Raw genomic sequence first — 20734 nt, forward strand, 5'->3', positions numbered from 1 at the left:
GATTATTTCTTGCCGACCAGATGTACGGCGAAGCCGCAGATTTCGTCGGTCAGGTAAATTGCGTTGAGCGTGCCATCAGCCTTGAACTTGGCGGTCGCGTCGTCGAATGTAAAGCCGCGCCCCTCCAGATCCGCTTTGGCGGCGGCGACGTCCGGCGTCCCGATGGCGATGTGTCCGTTCCGGCCCTTATAGGGCTCCTTCATCACCTCGATGCCTGTTCCGGCGAAGACCGAGCTGTTGCCCGGCTTTACCGCAAAGCCAAACAGGGCGGAAAACATTTCAGCGGTCTTGAGGGCTTCCTGCTCATTCGCGGCGTTGATGCCGATGTGCGCCAGAGAATACTCAGCCATTGCGCGCCTCTTTCACGATCTCGACCGACTTCTTGCACAGGTCGGTGATCTCATCCCACTTGCCGCCCTCGATCAGGTCGGCGGTGACCATGTAGGAGCCGCCGCAGGCAGCGATGACATGATTTTTGGCATAGTCCGCCAGGTTCTTCAGCGAGATGCCGCCGGTCGGCATAACCTTGAACATCGGGAACGGGGCGCTCATAGCCTTGATCTTGGCGATGCCGCCGGACTGCTCGGCGGGGAAGAACTTGAGGACCTCGAGGCCGAACTTATAGGCGGTGTGATAATCGGTCGGGGTGGTGCAACCGGGGAAGATCTGCACGCCGACTTTCTTGCAGTAGGCGACGATTTCGGGATCCATGCCGGGGGTGACGATGAACTGCGCGCCAGCGGCCATCGCCTCGTCTACCTGGTCGGTGGTCAGGACAGTACCCGCGCCCACGAGCATTTCCGGATAGGCGTCGTGCATGGCCTTGATGGCCTTGGCGGCGCCCGCCGCACGGAACGTGACCTCGGCAACCGGTACGCCGCCGTCGATCAGCGCCTTTGCCAGCGGAACCGCGTCACGGTCAGGGTTGTTGAGCTTGATTACCGGTACGACACCGATGGACTGGACCTTTTTCTCGATTTCATTCATTGCGATCATCCTCTGTGTTTCATATTGTGGAATATTGTTTCACGAATTCACTTGCTGATTTAATTATATTACTTTACCGTCAGATTGCAAGAGTTTTCTGCTAACAATCTGTGCAAAGTTTCTCTTGTGTTTTTGTGTAAAATCTATTAAAATGAAACAAGGTTTTATAATGCGGAACAAAAGGGAGGAAATTCCATGGCAGAATCCTCGTCGGTCCAGTCGTTGGAGCGGGCGTTTGACCTGCTGGAAAAGCTGTGCCGCAGCCGGAACGGCATGACGATCGGCACGCTGTCGGCGGAAACCGGCCTGCATAAAAGCACGGTACACCGGCTGCTGGCAACGATGTGTACGCGTGGCTATGTGCAGCGGGACGCGGAAACCAGCGTTTATCGCGCGGGCATGCGCCTGTGCGAGCTGAGCAGCTATATTGTGGAGAACATGGATGTGATCGAGCGCGCCCGCGCGCCGTTGGAGCGTCTGGGGCATGAAACTGGAGAGACTGTCCACCTGGTCCTACAGGAAGAGCGCGATATTGTTTATATTCATAAGGTAGAAAGCGTGAGCGGCGCGATCCGCATGTTTTCGCGTATCGGCATGCGCCGCCCGCTGTACTGCACGGGCGTGGGCAAGGCCATCCTGGCCACCTGGCCGGACGAGGAAGCGCGCGAGCTCTGGCGCGCCAGCGACGTCCGTCCGTGGACACCCTATACGATCGTGGATGAAGCCGCGTTTTTTCAGGAGCTGGTGCAGGTCCGGCGGCTGGGCTACGCGATGGATAACGAAGAAAACGAGCTGGGCGTGCGCTGCATCGCGGCGGCGATTCCGGATTATCGGGGGCGCGCCTCGTATGCGATCTCGGTTTCCGCGCCGCTGACGCGCATGTCGGACGAGCGCATCGCCGCGCTGCGTGTGCCGCTGCTTGAAACGCGGGACGAGATCGCGGAGGCGATCGGCGGCGGCATGTACGGAAAGCGGTAATCGCGGAAAGGGAGAAGGTAAGATGCCACAGGTACTCACGCTGCCGCACGGCAAGCTGACCCGCTATGCCGCCGCGCAGCACGGTCCCAAGCCCGCGCTCATTTTGTGTCCGGGGCGGCGGGTACGAATTCTGCTCGATTCGGGAGGGCGCGCCTGCAGCGCGCGCCTTTGCGCGGGACGGTGTCGAGTCGTTCGTGCTGGAATACGACTGTGCGCCCGTGCCGCTGGACACGATGCCGCTGCATACGCTGGCCGCGGCGGTCGCGTGGGTGCGGCGGAATGCCGCGCAACTCAGGATCGCTCCAGACCGCATCGCGGTCGGGGGCTTTTCCGCGGGCGCGCACCTGGCGGGGATGCTGGCGGCGGTCTGGCACCGGCCGGAATGGTTTGCGCCCGATACCGACCTGCAGTGCCACCGGCCGAACGCGGCGGTGCTGTGCTATCCGGTGGTGACGGCGGGGGAATACGGCCATCGCGGCAGCTTTGCTCGTCTGGCCGGCACGGATCCGGAAAAACAGCGTGCGTTTTCGCTGGAAATGCTGGTGGACGCGCGAACGCCGCCGGTGTTCCTGTGGCACACGCTGGAGGATCAGACCGCACGGGTCGAGAACACGCTGCTGCTCGAAGCGGCGCTGCGGAAAGCGGGTGTGCCACATGAGGTACACCTGTTCCCGCATGGCGTGCATGGGCTGGCGCTGGCGGATTTGGAAACCTGTGACCCGGCAAGAGGGCGCCGGCCGGATCGGCATGTGAACCGCTGGCAGGCGCTCTGCGCGGAATGGATAAAGGAGCTGTAAAACATGGAAATACGGCATGCGGCGCCGGCCGACCTGCCCGACCTGCTCGCGCTGTTCGACGCGGCGCGTCGGTTTATGGCGCAAAACGGCAACCCGCATCAATGGGGCAGACGCTTCCCCACGAAAGAGATGCTCGAAGCGGATATCAGCGCGCAGCGCAGCTACATCTGCGAGGACGAGGGGCGGCTCGCGGCGGCGTTCTGCTTTACCACGGAGGAGGAGCCGACCTATCGGGTGATTCGGGAGGGCGCCTGGCTGGACGATGCCCCCTACGGCGTGGTACACCGGATTGCGGCGGCGGAGCACGGGCGCGGTGCGGTGGCGTTCTGCCTGGAATGGTGCCTGGCGCGGTGCGGCAACATCCGTATCGACACCCACCGCGACAACCAGCCCATGCAGCGCCTGCTGGCGCGGCTGGGATACACGTTCTGCGGCCTGATCGACCTGAAAAACGGGCGCGGCGAGCGATTGGCCTATCAGAAACGGAGTCGATAAAAAAATCCTGTCTTTTATAGACAGGATTTTTCTTCGATATAAATAAAATTAAAGATTGACTTTTATAAAATTAAATATTATACTAAGGCCACAGGAAAGGAAGTGATGGCGTGGCGATCGAGGTCGTACCGGAGTGGATGGCGCAGCTTGACGATGAGGACGTCTCTTTCATCAAAAAATTTATTTTGGCCTCGGGCTCGCTCAAAGAGGTCGCGGGCGTGTATGGCGTGACCTATCCGACCGTGCGCCTGCGGCTTGACCGGCTGATCCAGAAAATCGAGATCGGCGAGCGCGAAGGGGAGGAGCCGTATATCGCGCTCATCAAACGGCTGGCGGTCAACGACAAGCTGGATTTCGACACGGCGAAAATCCTGATTAACGAGTATAAGAAGCAGAAGAACGAGGAGGGGTAGCATGATAAATCCAATTAAGTTGGTTTTCTGTTTGGCGCTGTTCGCGGCGGTCTGCGCGTTGGAGGTGTTTCTGTCCAAGCGGCGGGCGTGGTGGCCCGGGCTGGTGCTGCCCCTGTGCCTGCTGCCGCCTGTACTGTTTGTCCTGCCGAACGTGGTGCTGAACGCGCTCGGTGTGGCGGAAAATTCGCTGCAAAAGGTGCTGTCGCTGCTCATGGGGCTGCTCTTTTTCGCGCCGGCGCTCGTTTTGCTGGCGATTTACTGGCACTGCCGCCGCAGCGGGAAACACCGCGAGCAGGTGGAAAAGATAAAGATACAGGATTTGTAAGGGGGAATCGTTTTGGCGGGAATAATGACAATGTCAATCGGGGTGACCGTGCTGAACACGCTGGTGCTGGTGGCGGTGCTGGCGGGCGTGATCGTGCTTGAGGTCTGGCTGTCGCGCCGCAAAAGCCGGTGGCCGGGGCTGATTATGCCTGCTCTGTCGCTTATGCTGTCGCTGCTGCTGGTGCTGGGCGGCGTGGTGTTTACCTCCATAGGCGGCGCGGCGAGCGGGCTGCAGGTGGTCGATGAAGAGACCGGCGAGGTACTCTATGAGGAGCGGCGGGTGGAACAAACGTCGGACTGGACACTGGGCGATACCGTGCAGGTCGGGATTATCCTGCTGGTAAGCAACATCCCAACCTTCGTGCTGTTGGGGGCGTATTATATCGGGCGGGAAAAGCTCCGGCGGGAAAGGCTGCTGGAAAAGATGAACATACAGGATCTGTAAAACAGAAAAACGCCGTTCCAGACAGACGCATCCGGACGGCGTTTTCAGTTATAAGCAAACAGCTTGCGGCAGGCAAGGGATATATAGCCGCCAAGCGCAGCGGCCATCTCTCTGGAAGCAACGGCTTTGTCCGCCAGCGTCACGATCCATGCGATCCGCGTGCGCGGCATGGCCGCGAGCGGGAACATGTGCCGCGCGATTGCCTCGCATTCGCGCTCGGTCAGGCCGAACGTATGCTTCGCGCGGTCGGCCGCGATATGGCCGTGTACAAACGCGTGCATGCGCATCACACGCCGCAGGCCGGAATACCGGCGCAGGTAACGGCGGAAACGCTCGCCGTGCCAGTCGTAACCGAAGAAATCGTGCAGCAACGCCGCGCGGATTACAGAGGCGGTTTCGTCCCCGGACAGACGCATCCGGCGGGCGATGGCATACGCCGCCTGAGCCACGGCGATCGAATGGTCGTACACGGAATTTTCCGCGCCGTGGTGCTGGAACTGCAGAAGCTGCAGATAGCGGGGATGCTTCAGGATATCCCCTCCAAGCCGCTGTATCTCACTCTCCATGGGACTCACCCCTTTCCGGTTTTCTGTCTTTATTATATGCCGCAGAATGCACAAAAACAAGAGGGCGTTTGTTACATTTTTGTGACGTTTATTCGGACGAGCCTGATAAAAGCCGGCGGCATACCCGCCGGTGGAGCAGTACCGCCGCGGCAAGGCCGCAGGCCTCCGCAAGCGGGAACGCCAGCCAGAGGGCCGAAAGGCTGACGTGCGAGAGCAGCACGGCGGCGGGCAGGAGGAGGACAAGCTGACGCAGCAACGCCACGATAAGCGACTCGCTCCCGCGGCCCAATCCCTGCATGCAGCCGGACAGGATGACGGAAATGCCGGCAAGGCAGAACGAAGCGGAGATGATGCGGATGGCGGGGACGCCGAGGGCGAGCATGGCATCCGAGGCGTCGAACAGCCGCAGAAGCGGTACGGGCAGAGCTTCGAACAGCAGCGTACCCGCCGCCATGATGCCGAGCGCGAGCAGCAGCGCATATCGGGTGATCCGCTCGATGCGGCGGCGGTTTTTCGCACCATAGTTGAAGCCAATCATGGGGATGAGCGCGTTGTTGAGACCGTAGACCGGCATGAACAGGAAGTTCTGCAGCTTGTAGTACACGCCGTAAAAGCCGACCGCGGTCTGGGAGAACGGCATCAGGATGCGGTTGAGGCCGACCGTGAGCACGCTCAGCAGGGATTGCTGCAAGGCAGCGGGCAGGCCGATGCGCACGATCTCCGCAAGGATACGGACATCTGGCCGGAAGCCTCGTACATGGATGCGGACATCCCGATTGAAGCGCACATTGATGAAAAAACCGATTGACATGGCGGTGATCTGGGAGAGGACGGTCGCGAGCGCCGCGCCCGTGGTACCGAGCGCGGGACAGCCGAACAGCCCGAAAATCAGGATCGGGTCGAGGACGCAGTTGAGCAGCGCGCCGATGAGCTGCGTGACCATGTGGTAGACCGTGTTGCCGGTCGCCTGCATGAGCCGTTCCGCGACAAACAGCAGGAAAACGCCGCAGGACGCGGTAGTCACCACCGTCACATAGCCGGCGCCCATATCGACGACAGCGGGTACATCGGTGAACAGCGCGATAAAGTCGCGCCCGAACAGCAGCCCCAGCACAGCGAACACCAGCCAGAAGCAAATGGAAAGAAAAATGCCGTTGACCGCGACCGCGTCCGCTTCCGCCTGCTTTTTCTGTCCCAGCCGGCGCGACAGCAGCGCGTTGACGCCCACGCCCGCGCCGGTCGCAACCGCGATCATTAAAAGCTGCACCGGAAACGCAAGGGAAACGGCGGTCAGGGCGTCCTCACTGATGCGCGCGACAAAAGCGCTGTCCACAATGTTGTACAGCGCCTGCACGAGCATGGACAGCATGATCGGAAACGACATGGTAACGATCAGCCGCCCTTCGGGCATGGTCCCCATTTTATTTTCACCGGCCATATGCTTCACCCCGTTTTTACTATTATAACAGATAAACCGGCAAAGAAAAAGCCGCAGCTTTAAACTGCGGCTCTGTTCGGCTCACAGGCCGACCGGCGTGTCCATAATCATCTGGCGGTAGGCCAGCTCCTCGAAGCCGAGCATCCGGTACAGCGCGGCGGCGCGCACATTGCTTTCGGTCACCTCCAGCCGGTAGCGCGCGGCGCTGTTGTATTTTTCGTGTGCGGCAGCGATCATTTTGCGGCCGATGCCCGTGCCGCGCACGGTCTCGTCCACCATCAGTTCGTCCAGCCATACGCACAGCCCGCCCGCCTCATTCGACCAGGTGAGCGCGAGCAGCAGGTAGGCGCAGGGCGCGCCGTCGTCGTCCTCCGCGATCAGGCAGTCCGCGTAGGGCGTGCCGTGCAGCAGCAGTTCGAACGTGCGCTCGGCGTTCTGCGGCGGGATTGCATGGTCGCAGGCGGAAGAGCGGTAGAACGCCGCGTTGCGGCTGAGGAAAAAGTCGCGGTCGCGCGGCTCGATCGATCGGATATGCATAGGAAAACCTCCTGTTTGACAAAAAACGGTGTTTCGCGTGCCTTTGCTCCCAGACAGCGGCTTCAGCCGAGCTGAGCGAGAGCCTGGTCAAGGTCCGCGATAATGTCCTCCACATTTTCCAGGCCGACCGAAACCCGCACAAGGCCCGGCTCGATACCTGCGGCGACGAGCTGCTCGTCCGTGAGCTGGCGGTGGGTTTCGCTGGCCGGATGCAGCACGCAGGTACGGATATCCGCCACATGGACCTCGTTGCAGGCAAGCTGCAGGCTGTCCATGAACTGCATGGCCGCGCCGCGGCCGCCCTTGATATCGACCGACATCACGCCCGAGGTGCCGAGCGGCAGATACTTCTGCGCGCGTTCGTAATGTTCGTTGCCGGGCAGGGCGGGGTAGCGCACGGAAGCGATCCTGTCCGACGCCTGTAGGTACTCGGCGACCGTGAGCGCATTTTCACAGTACCGCTTCATGCGCACGGGCAGGGTTTCCAGGCCGAGGTTCAAAAGGAATGCGGAGTGCGCCGCCGGATAACAGCCGAAATCACGCATAAGCTGCATGCGCGCCTTAATGATATAAGCCATGCTGCCGAATTCACGGGTATAGACAACGCCGTGATAGCTCTCGTCCGGCTCGGTGAAGTCGGGGAATTTGCCTGAGGCGGCCCAATCGAACCGGCCGCCGTCCACGATGACGCCGCCGCCCTGGACCGCGTGGCCGTCCATATATTTTGTGGTGGAATGGATGACGATATCCGCGCCCCATTCGATCGGGCGGCACAGGATGGGCGTGGCAAACGTATTATCGATGATTAGCGGCACGCCGTTTTTGTGCGCGATATCCGCCCACTTTTGGATATCGAACACGGTCAGCGCCGGATTGGCGAGCGTTTCACCAAACACAGCCTTGGTGTTGGGCTTGAACAGCTTCTGGATTTCTTTCGCGTCTGCTTCCGCATCCGCCCAGATACACTCGATGCCGAGCTTTTTGAGCGTCACGCCGAACAGGTTGATCGTGCCGCCATAGATCGTGGAAGCCGCGATGAAGCTGTCCCCCGCGGAACAGAGGTTGAGGATGGCGAGCAGGCTCGCCGCCTGGCCGGAGCTGGTGAGCATCGCGCCCACGCCGCCCTCCAGCGCGGCGATTTTCTTTTCCACCGCGTCGCAGGTCGGATTGGCAAAGCGCGAGTACATGTACTCGGTCGGCATATCGAACAGGGATGCGATCTTTTCGGTCGAATCGAACCGGTAGGTGGTAGACTGAACGATGGGCATGACGCCTGGGCCGCCGTTTTCGGGCTTGTAGCCCTCATGCAGGCATTTTGTTTCGATCTTCATATTTATTATAGCTCCTTTGCAGGAATTTTTTGCACAAGGGTATTTTAACACGCGGGGGAGGGAGGGTCAAGGGAATTGCGCCCCTTGACGTGGGAACGACGCGCCGCCCGGTGCGGGGGCAAAAGGGGAGGACAACCCGCATGGGGTTTCCTCCCCTTTTGAATTTCCCTGCTTTCCTTATCACGGTAAGCGCAACGGCTTCCACCCTAGGGGGTGCAGGGAAACCCAGGCAGCGTCTCCTCCCTTCCGCGCGCGCTGTTACGCGCGCATGGACCGTTTCGGACAGGCGGTATCCGTTTTCCCGCTGTCCAGTTCTAACCTCCGCGCGAACAGAGCTCCCGCAACAGTCTCCGTATTTTTTCGGAGCGGTCCTGGTCAGAAATAGGAACGGCGCAGCCGTTCCGGCCTCCGGCCTGCGCATCAGGGAAAAGGGGTGATTGGCAAGAGGGGAGAAACCGTTGGTTTCTCCCCTTTTCACTCAAAATCCCCTATTTTTGCGGCTCTTGAGGTACTTTGCAGATGGTATACACCATTGTTACACCAATCCGCTACATGGCTTCAAGCAGCCTTTCCGCCTCGGCCCTCTCACTTTCAAGCGCATGGATATAGGTATTATAAGTGGTTGAAATATTCGCATGCCCCATCCACTTGCTTACCACGCTGATCGCAACGCCCGCTTTTAATGCGCGGGTCGCAAATGTGTGCCTGAGCTGATGGATTGTCAGCGGCTTGTCGATACCAGCGTGCTTTAACATACGGGCCAGCAGGCGGTGTATCCGTTCGTTGTTCAAAGGCGTATTGTTTTTTGAACTCGCTACATTGTCACTTGTAATACCATACTTTTTATAAATGGCTTTCAGATTTTTCAGCGCTTGTACAGCCTTACTATTTAATGGGACGGTGCGTTTACCGCTTTCTGTTTTTGTGCTTTTTACATGGTTAATATGCCTGGAACCGCTTTTACCCTGTCCGCGGTCTTTGATCCGCGCCAAATTCCTGCTTACTGTCACTGTTTTCCGCTTAAAGTCTATATCAGACCATTTGAGAGCAAGCACCTCGCCGCACCGCAGGCCGGTATGGACGATAAATATAATCAAATTGGCATGGGTAAGTACCGGCCGGCCGTTTTTGTTTTTCAAATTTGCGGTTTCTTCCAGCCTGCAGACTTCTTCATCTTCCAGCACAAGGATTTTCCTGGGCGGCTTGAAAAGCCCCTTTTTCAGCATAACCACATTATTTACAGGATTTTTGGCTATATCACCCTCTGTATAAGCGTACCGGAACACCTCGGCAAGCAGCGCACGGATTTTCTTTACGACTGTGTAGGAATACTGGCCGCTTTTTGTGTTCAGAAGCCTTTGAATATCAGCCGCTTTTATACTTCCAAGCTGGCAATATCCCAATACTGGTTCGATATGGTTTCTGTAAACTGCTTCGTACTGGTCAAAGGTGCTGCGCTCTACGGCATGGAACTTAAATGTATAAAGCCATTTCTCCATATACTCCCTGAAAAAGACTTTTTTACATTCAGCAATACCGCGCGCTGCATCCCGCTTCAACTCCCGCAGCCTGCGCTTTACTTCAGCTTCGGTTTTTCCATACAGGTACCGCGGTTTGGACATTGCTTCATCACGGTATTTTGCAACCCAGCGGCCGTCTTTCCGCTGGTAGATACTTCCCTCCCCATAACTACGGCTTTTCTGCTTTTTATCTGTTGTACTCATATTTATCCGCTCCTGTTCAGCAAAGGCGGCAGCGTACAACAACTAACATAGTTATTATACGCCATGCAGCCCTTTCAAAGCAACGCCCATGCCCCAATCAGTAGAAAATTTCACGTCCCTTGTTCCGTTCAAACCACCGGTCAAGCTCTTTTTCGCTTATCAGATAGTCCCTGCCCACTTTTACTACCGGCAGGACGCCGGAACGCAGCAACTGCCCCAGCTTGCTTTTTCCAAACGGGAATATTTCCAGCAAATCGTCCTGTGTTAAAACCTTATAATCCATAGCTTTACAAACCCTCCTGTTCCTGCCTTGGATTGATATAGCATAATTCCTTTATTTTTGTGCGCTATGCCCGCTGTCTGAACAGACAGCAGCATGATATAATGAAACCGTAATAACCGTTTCTGTTTTCCATTGTGGGGTATGACTTTATGAAAAAACAAATCGTTTCTATCCTGTGTGCGGCGGCTGTCACCTGTTCGGCTGGGGCCGCCAGTGTTTCAGACCTTTCAGACGTCCGGCCTTCGGACTGGTATTATGACGCGGTCAACCATGTTTTTGAAAACGGCCTGATGAATGGCACATCAGATACGGCTTTCAGCCCGAACGCCACCACCAGCCGCGGCATGATCGTGACCACCCTGTACCGGCTGGCGGGAACACCCGATATGCCGGAAAGCAGCTGGGGCTATCCGTATGCGGATGTAGATGCAGCAGCGTATTATGGCACGCCGGTTTACTGGGCTCGTATGAATTCCCTTGTCACTGGATACAGTGACGAACAGTTTGGCCCGAATGACGCTGTTACCCGTGAGCAGCTGGCGGCCATCCTGTACCGATACGCGGACAGTCTGGGTCTTGATACGGATACTGGCTTCATACCGGATAAATACTACGATTTTTCGGACTATCAAACAGTCTCCCGTTACGCTTCGCAGGCCATGAACTGGTGCGTCAACAAGGGTATTATCAACGGCTCGGACGGAAAGCTGAACCCGCAGGGGACAGCCACCCGCGCCGAAGCCGCAACAATGCTGATGAACGCGGAAAGCATTTTACAGGCTGGAAGCGGAACGGAGACGCCGGACAAAACGCCCGCACCAGAGGACAATACCGGCAATGAGCCGGCCGGCGATCACGAAACCGTCACGGATGAAACCAGCCAGCGCCCAACCGGAAAATCAGCAGTAGACGAATACGGCGGTTATTGGGACTATGACCTCGCGAACGCCACATTCGATGCGATCAACGGCCTGCGCGAGCAGAACGGCTTAGACCGTCTTGCGTACTCTTTGCAGGTGCAGGAATGGGCGGATATTCGTTCCCGCGAGCTTTGGATGGTGGATGAACGGGACGGGGATATTTCGCATACCCGTCCAGATGGTTCAATGTTTGCAACCGTAGGAAAAGGATGCAATACCGAAAATGCGCTGTTAGGTATACTCCCCATAGATGCGCAGGAAAACTTAAACAAATGGTACGCTTCCCCTGGACATAGAGAAAACATGTTGAATACACGTTCCAAAACAGCAGCAGTCTCCCTCTATGTGCAGGGCGAAAAGGTTTACGCTGTCCAGCTTTTCAATATCCTTTCCGCGGAAGAACTGAACCAGTTATGACATTGGAAATCCCCCGTTTGGAACGGGGGATTTCCTTTGCCCTGGACTATCAAATCCAGTATTCTTTGCCGTCTGTATCCAGCACATAGTCGTGCTCGTGCGAAACCTCAGTCACGATGCTTACAGACGAACCGCTTACATCAGGATAGCTTTGGATATGCCCGCTGAAGCCGGAGGTATCAGGGGCGGTATCGCGGCCGGTAAGCTGGCAGATCAGCTTCGCAAACGTCAGACGGGATACATTACCGCTCAGCCCCGCGCTGTTTCCCGTGACATACCGTACCAGCGTGTTAAGCTGGCCGTCCGTCGCCCAAATCCGCAGATACCCTTTTTCCGTAATCTCGTAATTTACTTCGTAATCTGTATCTTCGGTCATTTGCGTCGTATCGAACGAGCTTTGCGGCAGTACGCCGATGGAAACGAAATACTTCGCTTCTTCCGCGATATTGTACTCGTAATCCGGTACGGTCACAGTGCCGCGGTCCAGCCATGTGTTGCCGCCGTTTGAAATCAGGCGGTACGCTACGGTACACGCTTCCTGCAAAGAGATACGGTCCGAGGGACGCCAAAGCCCGTCCTCATACCCGTTGAATAGCTGGTAGTGGATACCTGTGAGCGGGTCAAGAACCGAACTGACAATCGCAATTTCAGGAGCTTTACCCACAGCATTTCCGTTATCACCCTCACCGGCTGCATAGTTGACATAGGTTTTCCCGCCCGCATCAGGCTTGAATTGAACGGTAAGCACAACCGTATGCACCTGTCCTGGTGCAATATCGCCCAGTTCCAAGGTGAAAACCTTATTGGCGAAGCTCCATTGATCGCTCAGGACGCCATCCACATAAACATTGTTTTGTAAAACAGGCGTCAGCATGGAGGTGTCCAGCGTATCTTTCAGCACAACGTTTTCCCATGTTTCGGAGCTGTTGTTGCCTGCCGTTATCGTGAAAGTTGCCGTCTGCTTTTCTTTCGATGCACCTCTGCTTACATCAACTACCGTCTTGTCCACGTCCTTTGCTACATAAAAGCCGGCAGGGCCAGCAGGATTTTTGTCCATCTCCGGCACGGTCACTCCACCGTCAGCCGCGGTATCGCCGCCGTTGTCGCCGGTCACATCCACGCTGTTTTGCAGCGTCGTACCGGCTGCGTTATCCATTACCTGGACTTCAAACGACACCACCACGCTTTCACCCGCAGCGAGATCGCCAACCAGTACAGACAGCGCGCTTCCGTTTAGCTTATACAGCGCCGACCTGTTATCGATATACACGCCGCCCACCAGTTTAACGCCTGCGGGAAGCGTGTCGTACACCACGACATTTTTCCAGGGTGCGGTTGCATGGTTGCCGTTCTTCACCGTGATCTCATAGGCGAACGTACCGCCTACCTCCGCTTCGGTCACACTTGCAGTTTTGTTCACAATCGGGTCCGCTTCGCCCCCGTCAATCTGTACACCGGCGTCCGGCAGGGGCGTTTGTTTATCACCGTCTGTCAGGATTGCAGTATTGACGATATATGCGCCCTGCATCCCCTCGTCTATGGTCACATCAAAGGTGTAAACGGCCTGTGTGTCCGGCGCAATCGCGTAGGGCGTAAGCGTCAGGGTACGGGCCGCGGAATCATAGGAATATTCCGTGGTCGCCCGCCCGTCTTTCCGGACGTTGCCTGCAAAGGTTACGCCGTCCGGCAGGGCGTCGGTCACAGACGCGCCCGTCCAGTCCGCCGTTGCAAGCGCGCTGTTTTCCAGCGTGACAGAATATGTGACCGTATCGCCCACGCGCGCCGTCGTCCGGTTTGCGGACTTTGCGCCCGCGTGTCCATCCGCCGCGCCGTCCTCTATGGTCACGCCATCGTCCGTACCCTCTGCATCTGGTGTGTTGCTGCCGGATGCAGCCGCCGTGTTCTCAATCGTCATGCCATAAGCAGTGCTGTTCACCAGCACATCAAAGCAAATGGTCTTTGTCTGGCTGGGTGCGATGCTGTCCAGCGGGACAGTCAGCGTATGGGCCGTATTATCAAACTGATAAGCCGCCGCATACCCGTCTACCGTGACATTACCCGAAAAAGTCAGGCCGTCAGGGACGGTATCCCGCATTACCACGTCGCGGATATTGACCTGCGCGCCCGCGCCGTTGGACACCTGCACCGTGTAGGTCAACCGGTCGCCCACTTTTGCCACCGGCGTATTGACTGACTTCACGACCGACAGGTCGGTGCGGCCGTCCGCGATCACAACGCCATCATCCTTATCCTGTACCGGCTCGGTGTTATCCGAAGTCAGGGTGGCAAGGTTCTGGATGGTACTGTTATAGGCGTCCCCGTTCACCGTCGCGGCGAAAGAAACCGTCTGGCTGGCGTCAGGGTCAATACTGCCAACATGCATGGTCAGCAGGCGGGCCGCTTCGTCATAGGTGTAACCGCTTGTCGGGCGGCCATCCAGCATAACCGAACCGTACTCGAACGTCAGGCCGGAAGGGATACTGTCAGAAACGGCCGCATTTTCCATCGGCACCGTTGCCGTTTCACTGTTTGAGAGCGTCAGGGTATAGATGATCTTATCGCCTACGCTGGCGGAGGACTTGTCCGCCGTCTTTTCGATACTGGGGCGGGCTTTGCCGTCACCCACTGCAATACCCTCGTCTGTGTCCTCAACATCTGGAATATTGTCGCCTGTCATAACTGCCGTGTTGTAAACCATCTTGCCATAGGCTGTATCATTCACGGCCGCCGAGAACGTGACAACCTTTTCCGTCGCCGGTTCAATGCTGCCCAGCGGCACGGTTAGGATGCGTGTTTCATTATCGAAAGAATACCTTGCCGCTGCGCCGTCCACCTGCACGCTGCCATCCACGAAATCAAGTCCGGCGGGGATAACGTCGGTCATGGCCGCGCCCTCGATCTTGTAGACCGCACCCTCCGCATTGCCATGCGTGACCGTATAGGTGAGCTTGTCGCCAACCATGGCAGAGGGCTTGTCCGCTGTCTTGGTGACATAGGGCGCGGTATCGCCTTTATTGATATGCACGCCGTCGTCCGTGTCCTCATACTTGCCGGTCTCGCTGCCGTTCCCGTCCTCCACGGTGCCGTTTTTACCCTGGGCAACAGCGGTGTTGAAGATTGTCTGGTTGTACATATCCGCATTGACCGCGGCTTTGAATGTTACCGTTACCGTCTGTCCCGCGGCAATGTCACCCAACTTGACGGTAAGCTGGCTATTTTCAAACGAGTGCTGCGCCGCCTTGTTATCTGCGTACACGCTGCCATCTATGAATGTCAGCCCATTCGGTAGTGTATCCGTAAGCACGACCTCTTTCCACGCGGAAGAAGCCGCTTTATCATTGGATAACTTCACGGTGTAAGTCAGGGTATCGCCCACGTTGGCGGTTTTGACATTCGCTGTTTTTTCGATGGAGGGGATTGCATCCCCGTTCGTGTATTGATAGGTGATCGTGCGGATATAGCCGCGGTACTCATAGGCGGGAATGGCCCTGGGCGAAGTCTCGGCCCTGCCTGCCGTCGTGACAGTCTCGGCCAGTTCCCTGCCGCCGGAGTCCACAAACTTCTCGATGATGATGTTATATTTGCCGTCATGGTAAGACAGGCCATGCCATTCTTCCGCGCTGTGCGGAACGGTAGCTTCCATCAGGCCGCAGTAGCCCCAATGCTTTTCCGCCAGATCGTTGTACGGGCATTTCACGCCCAATTCTTTCAGCTTGTCCAGTGTAACGCTGCGGTTTATCATACCGTTTACCAGCCGCACGACTTCGGCTCGGCTGATTGGTTCGTCCGGCCGGAAAGTGCCGTCTGGATAGCCCTCCGCCCAGCCTGCACCCGCAGCGGCATTGATATAGCTGTACGCCCAATGACCGGCCGGAACATCCTCAAAGATGTTGCCGCCCTTGTAGTCCAGTCCGGCAAAGCGCGCGGCCATGACTGCAAACTCGGCGCGGGTAACAGGTGCGTCCGGCTCGAATCTGTGTTCATTCGTACCGTCTACAATGCCAATATTATACAGCGTTTCCACTTCCTTGTAGAACCAGCGGCCGGTTTTTACGTCGTCAAACGTATTGTTTGACATGCGCCGTTCAAACGCCGGATATTCGCTGTCATAGAGGCGGTAAAACACCGCTGCGGCTTCCGCGCGGGTCATGGACGCATCCGCGCGCACGCTTTCGTCTGGATAGCCGATAATATACGTCAGGTCCTTGTGGGAGTAGATATATTCGACACTTTCCGTGTAATCGGTGTAGGTGTAGTTTGCTATCTTCTGCGGATGCCGTTCCTCATGCGTGACACGGTACGTTTCCGGTTCGGTGATTGCTTTTCCGTTCTCCGCGTCAAGAAACTTTGCGGTGACCTCGGCAAGCGTACTGGCGTTATCCTGCGCGGCAAACGCCGTGGCCGGAAGCGCCGGTACTGAAAAGAGCAGGGCCAGCCACATAGATATGGCCCGTTTCAAGTGTTTTTTCAAAAATGCCATTTTCCCATCCCTTTCTGTTCTGGTCTCGTTTCGGGCTTGCTGCATGGGCACCCCATGCGCGGAACAGCACATGGGAACCACCCCCTTTTTTCAAATTTGGCTTATCTATGACAAAACCGCGTGGAAGCCCACGCGGTACAAGCTGGGCTTTATCCGTGAAAGCCCTCGATTTTCATTTGCCCGTCTATATTCCGGTCCTGCATCCACCAGCGGAATACATCCTCGCCGGTCGTCCCTGCCCGCCATGAACCGTCCAGTTTACCGCGCGCCGCACGTTCTGACAGCATCCGGTCAAATGCGCGGATGTAGGCGCGCTGATACGTTGGGTACCGCCCAAACTCAAAAAAGCGCTTCCGCCGCCCTGCCATGGGGCAGCCGACACAGCCGACACGATGAAAACCGTAGCCATACAGCGGATTGACGGTGATCCTCTCCGCTCGGATATAGGACCATACATCATAGTCCGTCCAATCTACGATAGGGTTGCAGACCCGTTTCGCCTGTATTTTGCAGTTTTCAAACAGGCGGCGGGTATCCGTGTTATCGTTATTAATAATGACCTTTTTGCTTATATCATGCGGCACGCTTTCGTAGACACCGCGATTGTTCCGGCGCTTGACGCTTTCAGACCAGCGGACGCCGGTCACGATCATGCGTCCGACGCCGCCCGTTTCTTTCAGGACCGCACAACAGTAACGCACTGTCCTTGTAGGCGGCATGAGCTTTTGCGGGATAAGCGTCCACATATTGACCGGTACGCCCTTGTAAACCGGATAATTGACAGTGCATTTCACTCCCGCAAGTTCCAGGCGCCGAAACGTATCCCGCACATGGTACATGGTTTCCGGCGCGTCCACGCTGGTATGATTGTGCATGACCTCGTATCGGATACCGGAAGCGGCGGCAAGGTGCAGGCATACGTCTGAATCCTTGCCGCCGCTCGTGGCAATTACCAGAGGCTGGCCGTAATATGTTTCACTCATTTGCGCTGCCAGACGCAAACGGTCTACCGCTTTGTGCGTCAGGTCCATGACTACCGCCTGCGGTTATAAAACTCTTTCGGCCTGGGCGGTATTTCCGACCAGAAGATACACGCCCCGTAAAGCTCATGCCGGAAGCTGTCCCTGCCAAGGTACAACTGCACGTCCATTTTGCCGTTTGGGTACAGGCACAGGACCTTGGAATACTGTTCCGGCAGTTTCTTATTTACACTAACCCATTTCATTTGATTTCCCTCATTAAATCGTTATGGAACAGGAAAGGCCGGAGTGGGAACAGGGCGCCCCCCGTTTCCGCTTCCGGCCTTTCCTGTATTTACCTGCAATTATTTTATGCAATCATATATATCATCAACTGCCTTTCGACGGGGAGAAAAACTCCCTCTACTTATAAGGTCACTTACACGGCAAATGCGAATACCCTGAACAGGGAAATTAGAAATATTTTCGCATGGCTTTCAGGCCGCGCTGGATAGACGCCTGTACCGCACGGCAGGTAACGGCTTCTTCTGCGGCGATATCCTGTACCGACTGTCCCAGCAAATAATGTGCTTCAATACGGCGTCCCTGAGCATCCGGCAAAGCATTAAGGGCGTGGCATAATTTTTGGTATTCTTCCATCAGCACAAGGCATTGCTCCGGTGACAGTTCATGCAAAGAAATAAATCGTTCGGTATTCGTTGATGCATCCAGAGAAATGACTTTGTTGCGTTTCATGCGCCGGCTGTATACGGATTCATACCGCTTACCTGCACAAAGCTCTGCGGCAATTTCCTCCGAAACATTAATCAATTCATCTGTTATGTACCAGTAATAATAGTCCTTTAAGTTGATTTCCACCTTTTTATCCTCCATTTCGATTGTTTGTTGAATCGAAATGAAGCGGGTGGGCCGCGGCAATGAAACCAAGAGCTATAAATACTTGTTGCGCTGCTGCTGAATACAGATAATTTATGCAGCCTATCGAATAGAACGCATAAGGACAAAAAGTAGCACAATAAAAAAACAGGAGTTAACGCATTGTCGCAATAGATAAGGAAAAGATTATCTTATTGATACCTCCACGCTGTTTACCTAAAAATAAAGCGCCCAGAGAGTTAACCTCTCTGGGCGCTTATAAATTTTACTTGACAATTAGCAATCAGAACGTAATTGTATTTGTTTTGATCTGCTTTGTGTAACCATCAGCATAGAACGTAACATTTGCATAATAGCGATGACCCTTGGTAGCGGGCACGGCGCAGCTATCCTGATACTCAATCCCCGAAGACATGGGGCCGGCATAAATTTTGTTGCTGCCTGTCGTTACATCATACAGCTTAATGGATTTAATGCCAAGCTGGCTGTTGATAGTGTTGGTCTTTACATAAAAATCCAAATACAGGGTAGACGACGTAGCACTAAGCGATGCTTCCGTTTTCCTAAATTCTTTGCTTTCATATACCGCAGCCTGTGCGCTAAAAGACAACGCACATACGACCAGTAAAAGAACCGAAACCATTCTCTTAATCTTGTTTTTCATTTTTTAATTCCTTTCGTAAACGGAATCCACGATCTGTTTCATTTTTTCAACCGATACTGGGCCGCCGAACGAAACCTCACGATTTCCTATGAGCGCCACAGCATATACATTCTCCAAATTATGCATGATGTACCAATCGATGTCTCCTACCGTATAGGTTATTACCGGCCTGTCGTCCTTTTCGAATACTCCGTTGCTGGCTCCTGTCATCATCATAGCGTCAACCGAAAAAACATATTCGCTTTCAGGGTTTGTGTAATAGGCAGAGAAATCCGTTGTATTGTCTCTATAATCTTTGGTTACGCGAACCTCTGCCTGAACAAATCCCTCTGGAAAGACGGTCGGAAAAAGCTTTTCCGAAACGCCAAATGCCTCAGCCGTTTCAATGATATCGCTATTGACGATATAGATATATTCCATCGTATGGGCTTGATTCCATTCAGAAGATTCTTTTTCCAAACCCAAAGCGGCAACATCTGTATCTGGTATGTTGGCAAATTGGGACTCTGATTCGGCTGCCGGAAGCGGAAGTGGGTTCTCGTTCGAACCAAGCGTCGCATTCTGGTCGTATAATGGCTGTTTTTCCTGCGGAATCTCCGTATAGGTTCCGCGATCGTATTCCGGCATGCCGGTACGATTCTGCGATGAGCCATCAGGATAGTAAACGATATTTCCATCTTCGGATGTTTCAAAATCAGATTTACGGAAAAATCCGAAAGTTTCTTCACCCCATTTTGCGGCATAACTGAACATGCTATGTCCAAAAGCTGCTATACACATAGCATTTAAGATTATAATTACCGCAGCAACTACGACCAAGCGGTACCCCCATCGTTTCCGGCGAGAGTTCTTGGCTGTTTTTGCAGACTGAGCTTTCTTCTTTTCATCCAGTCTCGCAATCAGCAGCGCATGTTTACTGCGAAAACGATCTAAAGAGGCTTCCACATCAATTGGTTCTTTCGGTTTGGCAGCATCACCTAAAGCATCTAAATACTCATGGAATATCTTTTCATCAAAATTAGATTCATCCATTTGATTTGCTTTTGCTTTCAGTTCTGCTAAATGCTCATGGTCCGGTAAGGAGTTATTCTGTCTGGGGTTCTCCATCCCATAGCACCTCCCATATTTTCTTTCATCTGAATAACACGGAAACACAAAAAATTGTGACGGACATTTTTCTATCAGCCTAATTTTTTTCGTTCCCGTTCCATGAGTTTAGCGCAACGCTTTTTCGCTCTATGCATCTGCGCACGAGTCGCATCATAGGAGCGGCCAAGCCTTTTAGCAATTTCCTCATATTCCATGCGTTCTTCATACCGCCAAGTGAGGAGTTGACGATCTTCCGGTTTCAAATCCTTTGGTAACGAATCTTGAAAAGAAACCATATCCTGCTGTTCCGCAGCGATTTGCGGGACCTCATCTAAAGATACTTCATTATGACTTTTCTGTTCACGCAATTCGTTATATGATTGATTCCGCACTACTGTAACAAGCCATGCAAAGATATTGGTATGGTTTTGAAGGTTGTCCTGTTCTGTAAGTAAAATGAGGAACGCTTCATGTACTATTTCCTCCGCTAATGCATCGCTTTTGACAATGGACTTTGCATAACCGAAAAGGTCTAAATAATATTTGCCATACAGATCATCAAAATAAGACTTGTTTTGATTATCCAAAATCCAGCTCCCCCCTTAAATGCTTATGTAGATTCGCCGCTTTGAAGTGCTTGAATTTGTTTCACCAGCAAAACAATCTGTTCCAAGACTCCAACATCAAATTGCTTGGCCGCAAGTATCCCCAAAAGCTGATTAAGATGCGCAACTTTAACTGTATTAGGCAGGTTTGCACCTACAATACTGTTGGCATCGGCTCCCAATGCATAGCAGATCGACAGCAATGCAGGCAAACTGACTACCGTACCTCTTTCTACATTACTGATATGCTGCACAGAAAGACCTGTTTTCTCAGCAAGCTTGGACTGTGACCAACCTTTTTGTTCCCTGAACAGGCTGATGTTTCGACCGATTTCTGCATAGTCAACCGTAAATTCCATAGATGTGTTCATCCTTTCGAGCGTCG

The 20734-nt window shown here is 54.7% G+C and carries 23 protein-coding genes; 7 read left to right on the forward strand and 16 right to left on the reverse strand.

Going from position 1 to position 20734, the window contains the following annotated elements:
* Window positions 1–2: 2 nt before the first annotated feature.
* Window positions 3–350 carry a VOC family protein gene (locus tag RX717_RS04060; protein WP_054327722.1) on the reverse strand — a complete coding sequence of 116 codons (348 nt, stop codon included), beginning with the start codon at window positions 348–350 and terminating at the stop codon, window positions 3–5.
* On the reverse strand, window positions 343–987 hold the full coding sequence (eda, locus tag RX717_RS04065; protein ID WP_107630911.1) for a bifunctional 4-hydroxy-2-oxoglutarate aldolase/2-dehydro-3-deoxy-phosphogluconate aldolase: 645 nt from the start codon (window positions 985–987) through the stop codon (window positions 343–345). The genes RX717_RS04060 and eda overlap by 8 nt, the downstream gene beginning before the upstream one ends.
* Window positions 988–1182: 195 nt before the next feature.
* Between eda and RX717_RS04070 the strand changes: the two genes are divergently transcribed.
* From RX717_RS04070 to RX717_RS04095, 6 genes are all read left to right on the forward strand, one after another.
* Window positions 1183–1965, forward strand: a complete 783-nt coding sequence (locus RX717_RS04070; RefSeq protein WP_107630910.1) for an IclR family transcriptional regulator — start codon at window positions 1183–1185, stop codon at window positions 1963–1965.
* Window positions 1966–2030: 65 nt separating this feature from the next.
* Entirely contained in the window at window positions 2031–2762 is a 732-nt protein-coding gene (locus RX717_RS04075; protein WP_316960555.1) for an alpha/beta hydrolase, read from the forward strand.
* Between the two features lie 3 nt (window positions 2763–2765).
* Window positions 2766–3257 carry a GNAT family N-acetyltransferase gene (locus RX717_RS04080; RefSeq protein WP_316960556.1) on the forward strand — a complete coding sequence of 164 codons (492 nt, stop codon included), beginning with the start codon at window positions 2766–2768 and terminating at the stop codon, window positions 3255–3257.
* Between the two features lie 110 nt (window positions 3258–3367).
* Window positions 3368–3670 (forward strand): DUF2089 family protein, encoded by a 303-nt coding sequence (locus RX717_RS04085; RefSeq protein WP_054327727.1) that lies wholly within the window; start codon window positions 3368–3370, stop codon window positions 3668–3670.
* 1 nt (window position 3671) lies between these two features.
* Window positions 3672–3995 (forward strand): hypothetical protein, encoded by a 324-nt coding sequence (locus RX717_RS04090; RefSeq protein WP_054327728.1) that lies wholly within the window; start codon window positions 3672–3674, stop codon window positions 3993–3995.
* Between the two features lie 24 nt (window positions 3996–4019).
* Window positions 4020–4439 carry a hypothetical protein gene (locus RX717_RS04095; RefSeq protein ID WP_316960557.1) on the forward strand — a complete coding sequence of 140 codons (420 nt, stop codon included), beginning with the start codon at window positions 4020–4022 and terminating at the stop codon, window positions 4437–4439.
* A gap of 44 nt (window positions 4440–4483) precedes the next feature.
* Here the strand turns inward: RX717_RS04095 and RX717_RS04100 are convergent, their stop codons facing one another.
* The 6 genes from RX717_RS04100 to RX717_RS04125 all read right to left on the reverse strand — a co-directional run bounded on the left by RX717_RS04100 (window position 4484) and on the right by RX717_RS04125 (window position 10318).
* Window positions 4484–5005 (reverse strand): HD domain-containing protein, encoded by a 522-nt coding sequence (locus RX717_RS04100; RefSeq protein ID WP_316960558.1) that lies wholly within the window; start codon window positions 5003–5005, stop codon window positions 4484–4486.
* A gap of 88 nt (window positions 5006–5093) precedes the next feature.
* Window positions 5094–6443, reverse strand: a complete 1350-nt coding sequence (locus RX717_RS04105; RefSeq protein ID WP_107630906.1) for an MATE family efflux transporter — start codon at window positions 6441–6443, stop codon at window positions 5094–5096.
* An 81-nt stretch (window positions 6444–6524) separates the two neighbouring features.
* Window positions 6525–6980: a GNAT family N-acetyltransferase gene (locus RX717_RS04110; RefSeq protein WP_054327732.1), complete on the reverse strand. Its 456-nt coding sequence runs from the start codon at window positions 6978–6980 to the stop codon at window positions 6525–6527.
* 62 nt (window positions 6981–7042) lie between these two features.
* Complete coding sequence (locus RX717_RS04115) at window positions 7043–8311, reverse strand: O-acetylhomoserine aminocarboxypropyltransferase/cysteine synthase family protein (RefSeq protein ID WP_054327733.1); 1269 nt, start codon at window positions 8309–8311, stop codon at window positions 7043–7045.
* A gap of 548 nt (window positions 8312–8859) precedes the next feature.
* Entirely contained in the window at window positions 8860–10035 is a 1176-nt protein-coding gene (locus RX717_RS04120; RefSeq protein WP_316960559.1) for a tyrosine-type recombinase/integrase, read from the reverse strand.
* A gap of 97 nt (window positions 10036–10132) precedes the next feature.
* Window positions 10133–10318 (reverse strand): helix-turn-helix domain-containing protein, encoded by a 186-nt coding sequence (locus RX717_RS04125; RefSeq protein ID WP_107631379.1) that lies wholly within the window; start codon window positions 10316–10318, stop codon window positions 10133–10135.
* A 149-nt stretch (window positions 10319–10467) separates the two neighbouring features.
* Between RX717_RS04125 and RX717_RS04130 the strand changes: the two genes are divergently transcribed.
* Window positions 10468–11655, forward strand: a complete 1188-nt coding sequence (locus RX717_RS04130) for an S-layer homology domain-containing protein (protein WP_316960560.1) — start codon at window positions 10468–10470, stop codon at window positions 11653–11655.
* A gap of 49 nt (window positions 11656–11704) precedes the next feature.
* Here the strand turns inward: RX717_RS04130 and RX717_RS04135 are convergent, their stop codons facing one another.
* The 8 genes from RX717_RS04135 to RX717_RS04170 form a co-directional block, all read right to left on the reverse strand.
* Window positions 11705–16126 (reverse strand): isopeptide-forming domain-containing fimbrial protein, encoded by a 4422-nt coding sequence (locus RX717_RS04135; RefSeq protein ID WP_316960561.1) that lies wholly within the window; start codon window positions 16124–16126, stop codon window positions 11705–11707.
* Window positions 16127–16284: 158 nt separating this feature from the next.
* Window positions 16285–17166, reverse strand: coding sequence for a phosphoadenosine phosphosulfate reductase family protein (locus tag RX717_RS04140; RefSeq protein WP_242977881.1), 882 nt, complete (start codon window positions 17164–17166; stop codon window positions 16285–16287).
* A gap of 2 nt (window positions 17167–17168) precedes the next feature.
* A complete protein-coding gene (locus RX717_RS04145; RefSeq protein WP_107631382.1) occupies window positions 17169–17360 on the reverse strand; it encodes a hypothetical protein in 192 nt (63 codons plus the stop codon).
* 208 nt (window positions 17361–17568) lie between these two features.
* Window positions 17569–17973 carry an RNA polymerase sigma factor gene (locus RX717_RS04150; RefSeq protein WP_159068136.1) on the reverse strand — a complete coding sequence of 135 codons (405 nt, stop codon included), beginning with the start codon at window positions 17971–17973 and terminating at the stop codon, window positions 17569–17571.
* Window positions 17974–18274: 301 nt separating this feature from the next.
* On the reverse strand, window positions 18275–18655 hold the full coding sequence (locus RX717_RS04155; protein ID WP_107631384.1) for a hypothetical protein: 381 nt from the start codon (window positions 18653–18655) through the stop codon (window positions 18275–18277).
* Window positions 18656–18658: 3 nt separating this feature from the next.
* On the reverse strand, window positions 18659–19762 hold the full coding sequence (locus RX717_RS04160) for a DUF4367 domain-containing protein (RefSeq protein ID WP_316960562.1): 1104 nt from the start codon (window positions 19760–19762) through the stop codon (window positions 18659–18661).
* A 74-nt stretch (window positions 19763–19836) separates the two neighbouring features.
* On the reverse strand, window positions 19837–20331 hold the full coding sequence (locus RX717_RS04165; RefSeq protein WP_159068137.1) for an RNA polymerase sigma factor: 495 nt from the start codon (window positions 20329–20331) through the stop codon (window positions 19837–19839).
* 23 nt (window positions 20332–20354) lie between these two features.
* A complete protein-coding gene (locus RX717_RS04170) occupies window positions 20355–20708 on the reverse strand; it encodes a helix-turn-helix domain-containing protein (RefSeq protein ID WP_107631387.1) in 354 nt (117 codons plus the stop codon).
* Window positions 20709–20734 lie beyond the last annotated feature (26 nt).

Origin of the sequence: Intestinibacillus sp. NTUH-41-i26, assembly GCF_032769475.1 — a bacterium.
GTDB lineage: Bacteria > Bacillota > Clostridia > Oscillospirales > Butyricicoccaceae > Agathobaculum > Agathobaculum ammoniilyticum.

Excerpts from the sequence above, each read along its gene's own strand:
- RX717_RS04060 (WP_054327722.1), bottom strand. The coding sequence starts at position 350 with ATGGCTGAGTATTCTCTGGCGCACATCGGCATCAACGCCGCGAATGAG.
- eda (WP_107630911.1), bottom strand. The coding sequence starts at position 987 with ATGAATGAAATCGAGAAAAAGGTCCAGTCCATCGGTGTCGTACCGGTA.
- RX717_RS04070 (WP_107630910.1), top strand. The coding sequence starts at position 1,183 with ATGGCAGAATCCTCGTCGGTCCAGTCGTTGGAGCGGGCGTTTGACCTG.
- RX717_RS04075 (WP_316960555.1), top strand. The coding sequence starts at position 2,031 with ATGCCGCCGCGCAGCACGGTCCCAAGCCCGCGCTCATTTTGTGTCCGG.
- RX717_RS04080 (WP_316960556.1), top strand. The coding sequence starts at position 2,766 with ATGGAAATACGGCATGCGGCGCCGGCCGACCTGCCCGACCTGCTCGCG.
- RX717_RS04090 (WP_054327728.1), top strand. The coding sequence starts at position 3,672 with ATGATAAATCCAATTAAGTTGGTTTTCTGTTTGGCGCTGTTCGCGGCG.
- RX717_RS04095 (WP_316960557.1), top strand. The coding sequence starts at position 4,020 with ATGACAATGTCAATCGGGGTGACCGTGCTGAACACGCTGGTGCTGGTG.
- RX717_RS04100 (WP_316960558.1), bottom strand. The coding sequence starts at position 5,005 with ATGGAGAGTGAGATACAGCGGCTTGGAGGGGATATCCTGAAGCATCCC.
- RX717_RS04105 (WP_107630906.1), bottom strand. The coding sequence starts at position 6,443 with ATGGCCGGTGAAAATAAAATGGGGACCATGCCCGAAGGGCGGCTGATC.
- RX717_RS04110 (WP_054327732.1), bottom strand. The coding sequence starts at position 6,980 with ATGCATATCCGATCGATCGAGCCGCGCGACCGCGACTTTTTCCTCAGC.
- RX717_RS04115 (WP_054327733.1), bottom strand. The coding sequence starts at position 8,311 with ATGAAGATCGAAACAAAATGCCTGCATGAGGGCTACAAGCCCGAAAAC.
- RX717_RS04120 (WP_316960559.1), bottom strand. The coding sequence starts at position 10,035 with ATGAGTACAACAGATAAAAAGCAGAAAAGCCGTAGTTATGGGGAGGGA.
- RX717_RS04125 (WP_107631379.1), bottom strand. The coding sequence starts at position 10,318 with ATGGATTATAAGGTTTTAACACAGGACGATTTGCTGGAAATATTCCCG.
- RX717_RS04130 (WP_316960560.1), top strand. The coding sequence starts at position 10,468 with ATGAAAAAACAAATCGTTTCTATCCTGTGTGCGGCGGCTGTCACCTGT.
- RX717_RS04140 (WP_242977881.1), bottom strand. The coding sequence starts at position 17,166 with ATGGACCTGACGCACAAAGCGGTAGACCGTTTGCGTCTGGCAGCGCAA.
- RX717_RS04145 (WP_107631382.1), bottom strand. The coding sequence starts at position 17,360 with ATGAAATGGGTTAGTGTAAATAAGAAACTGCCGGAACAGTATTCCAAG.
- RX717_RS04155 (WP_107631384.1), bottom strand. The coding sequence starts at position 18,655 with ATGAAAAACAAGATTAAGAGAATGGTTTCGGTTCTTTTACTGGTCGTA.
- RX717_RS04160 (WP_316960562.1), bottom strand. The coding sequence starts at position 19,762 with ATGGAGAACCCCAGACAGAATAACTCCTTACCGGACCATGAGCATTTA.
- RX717_RS04170 (WP_107631387.1), bottom strand. The coding sequence starts at position 20,708 with ATGGAATTTACGGTTGACTATGCAGAAATCGGTCGAAACATCAGCCTG.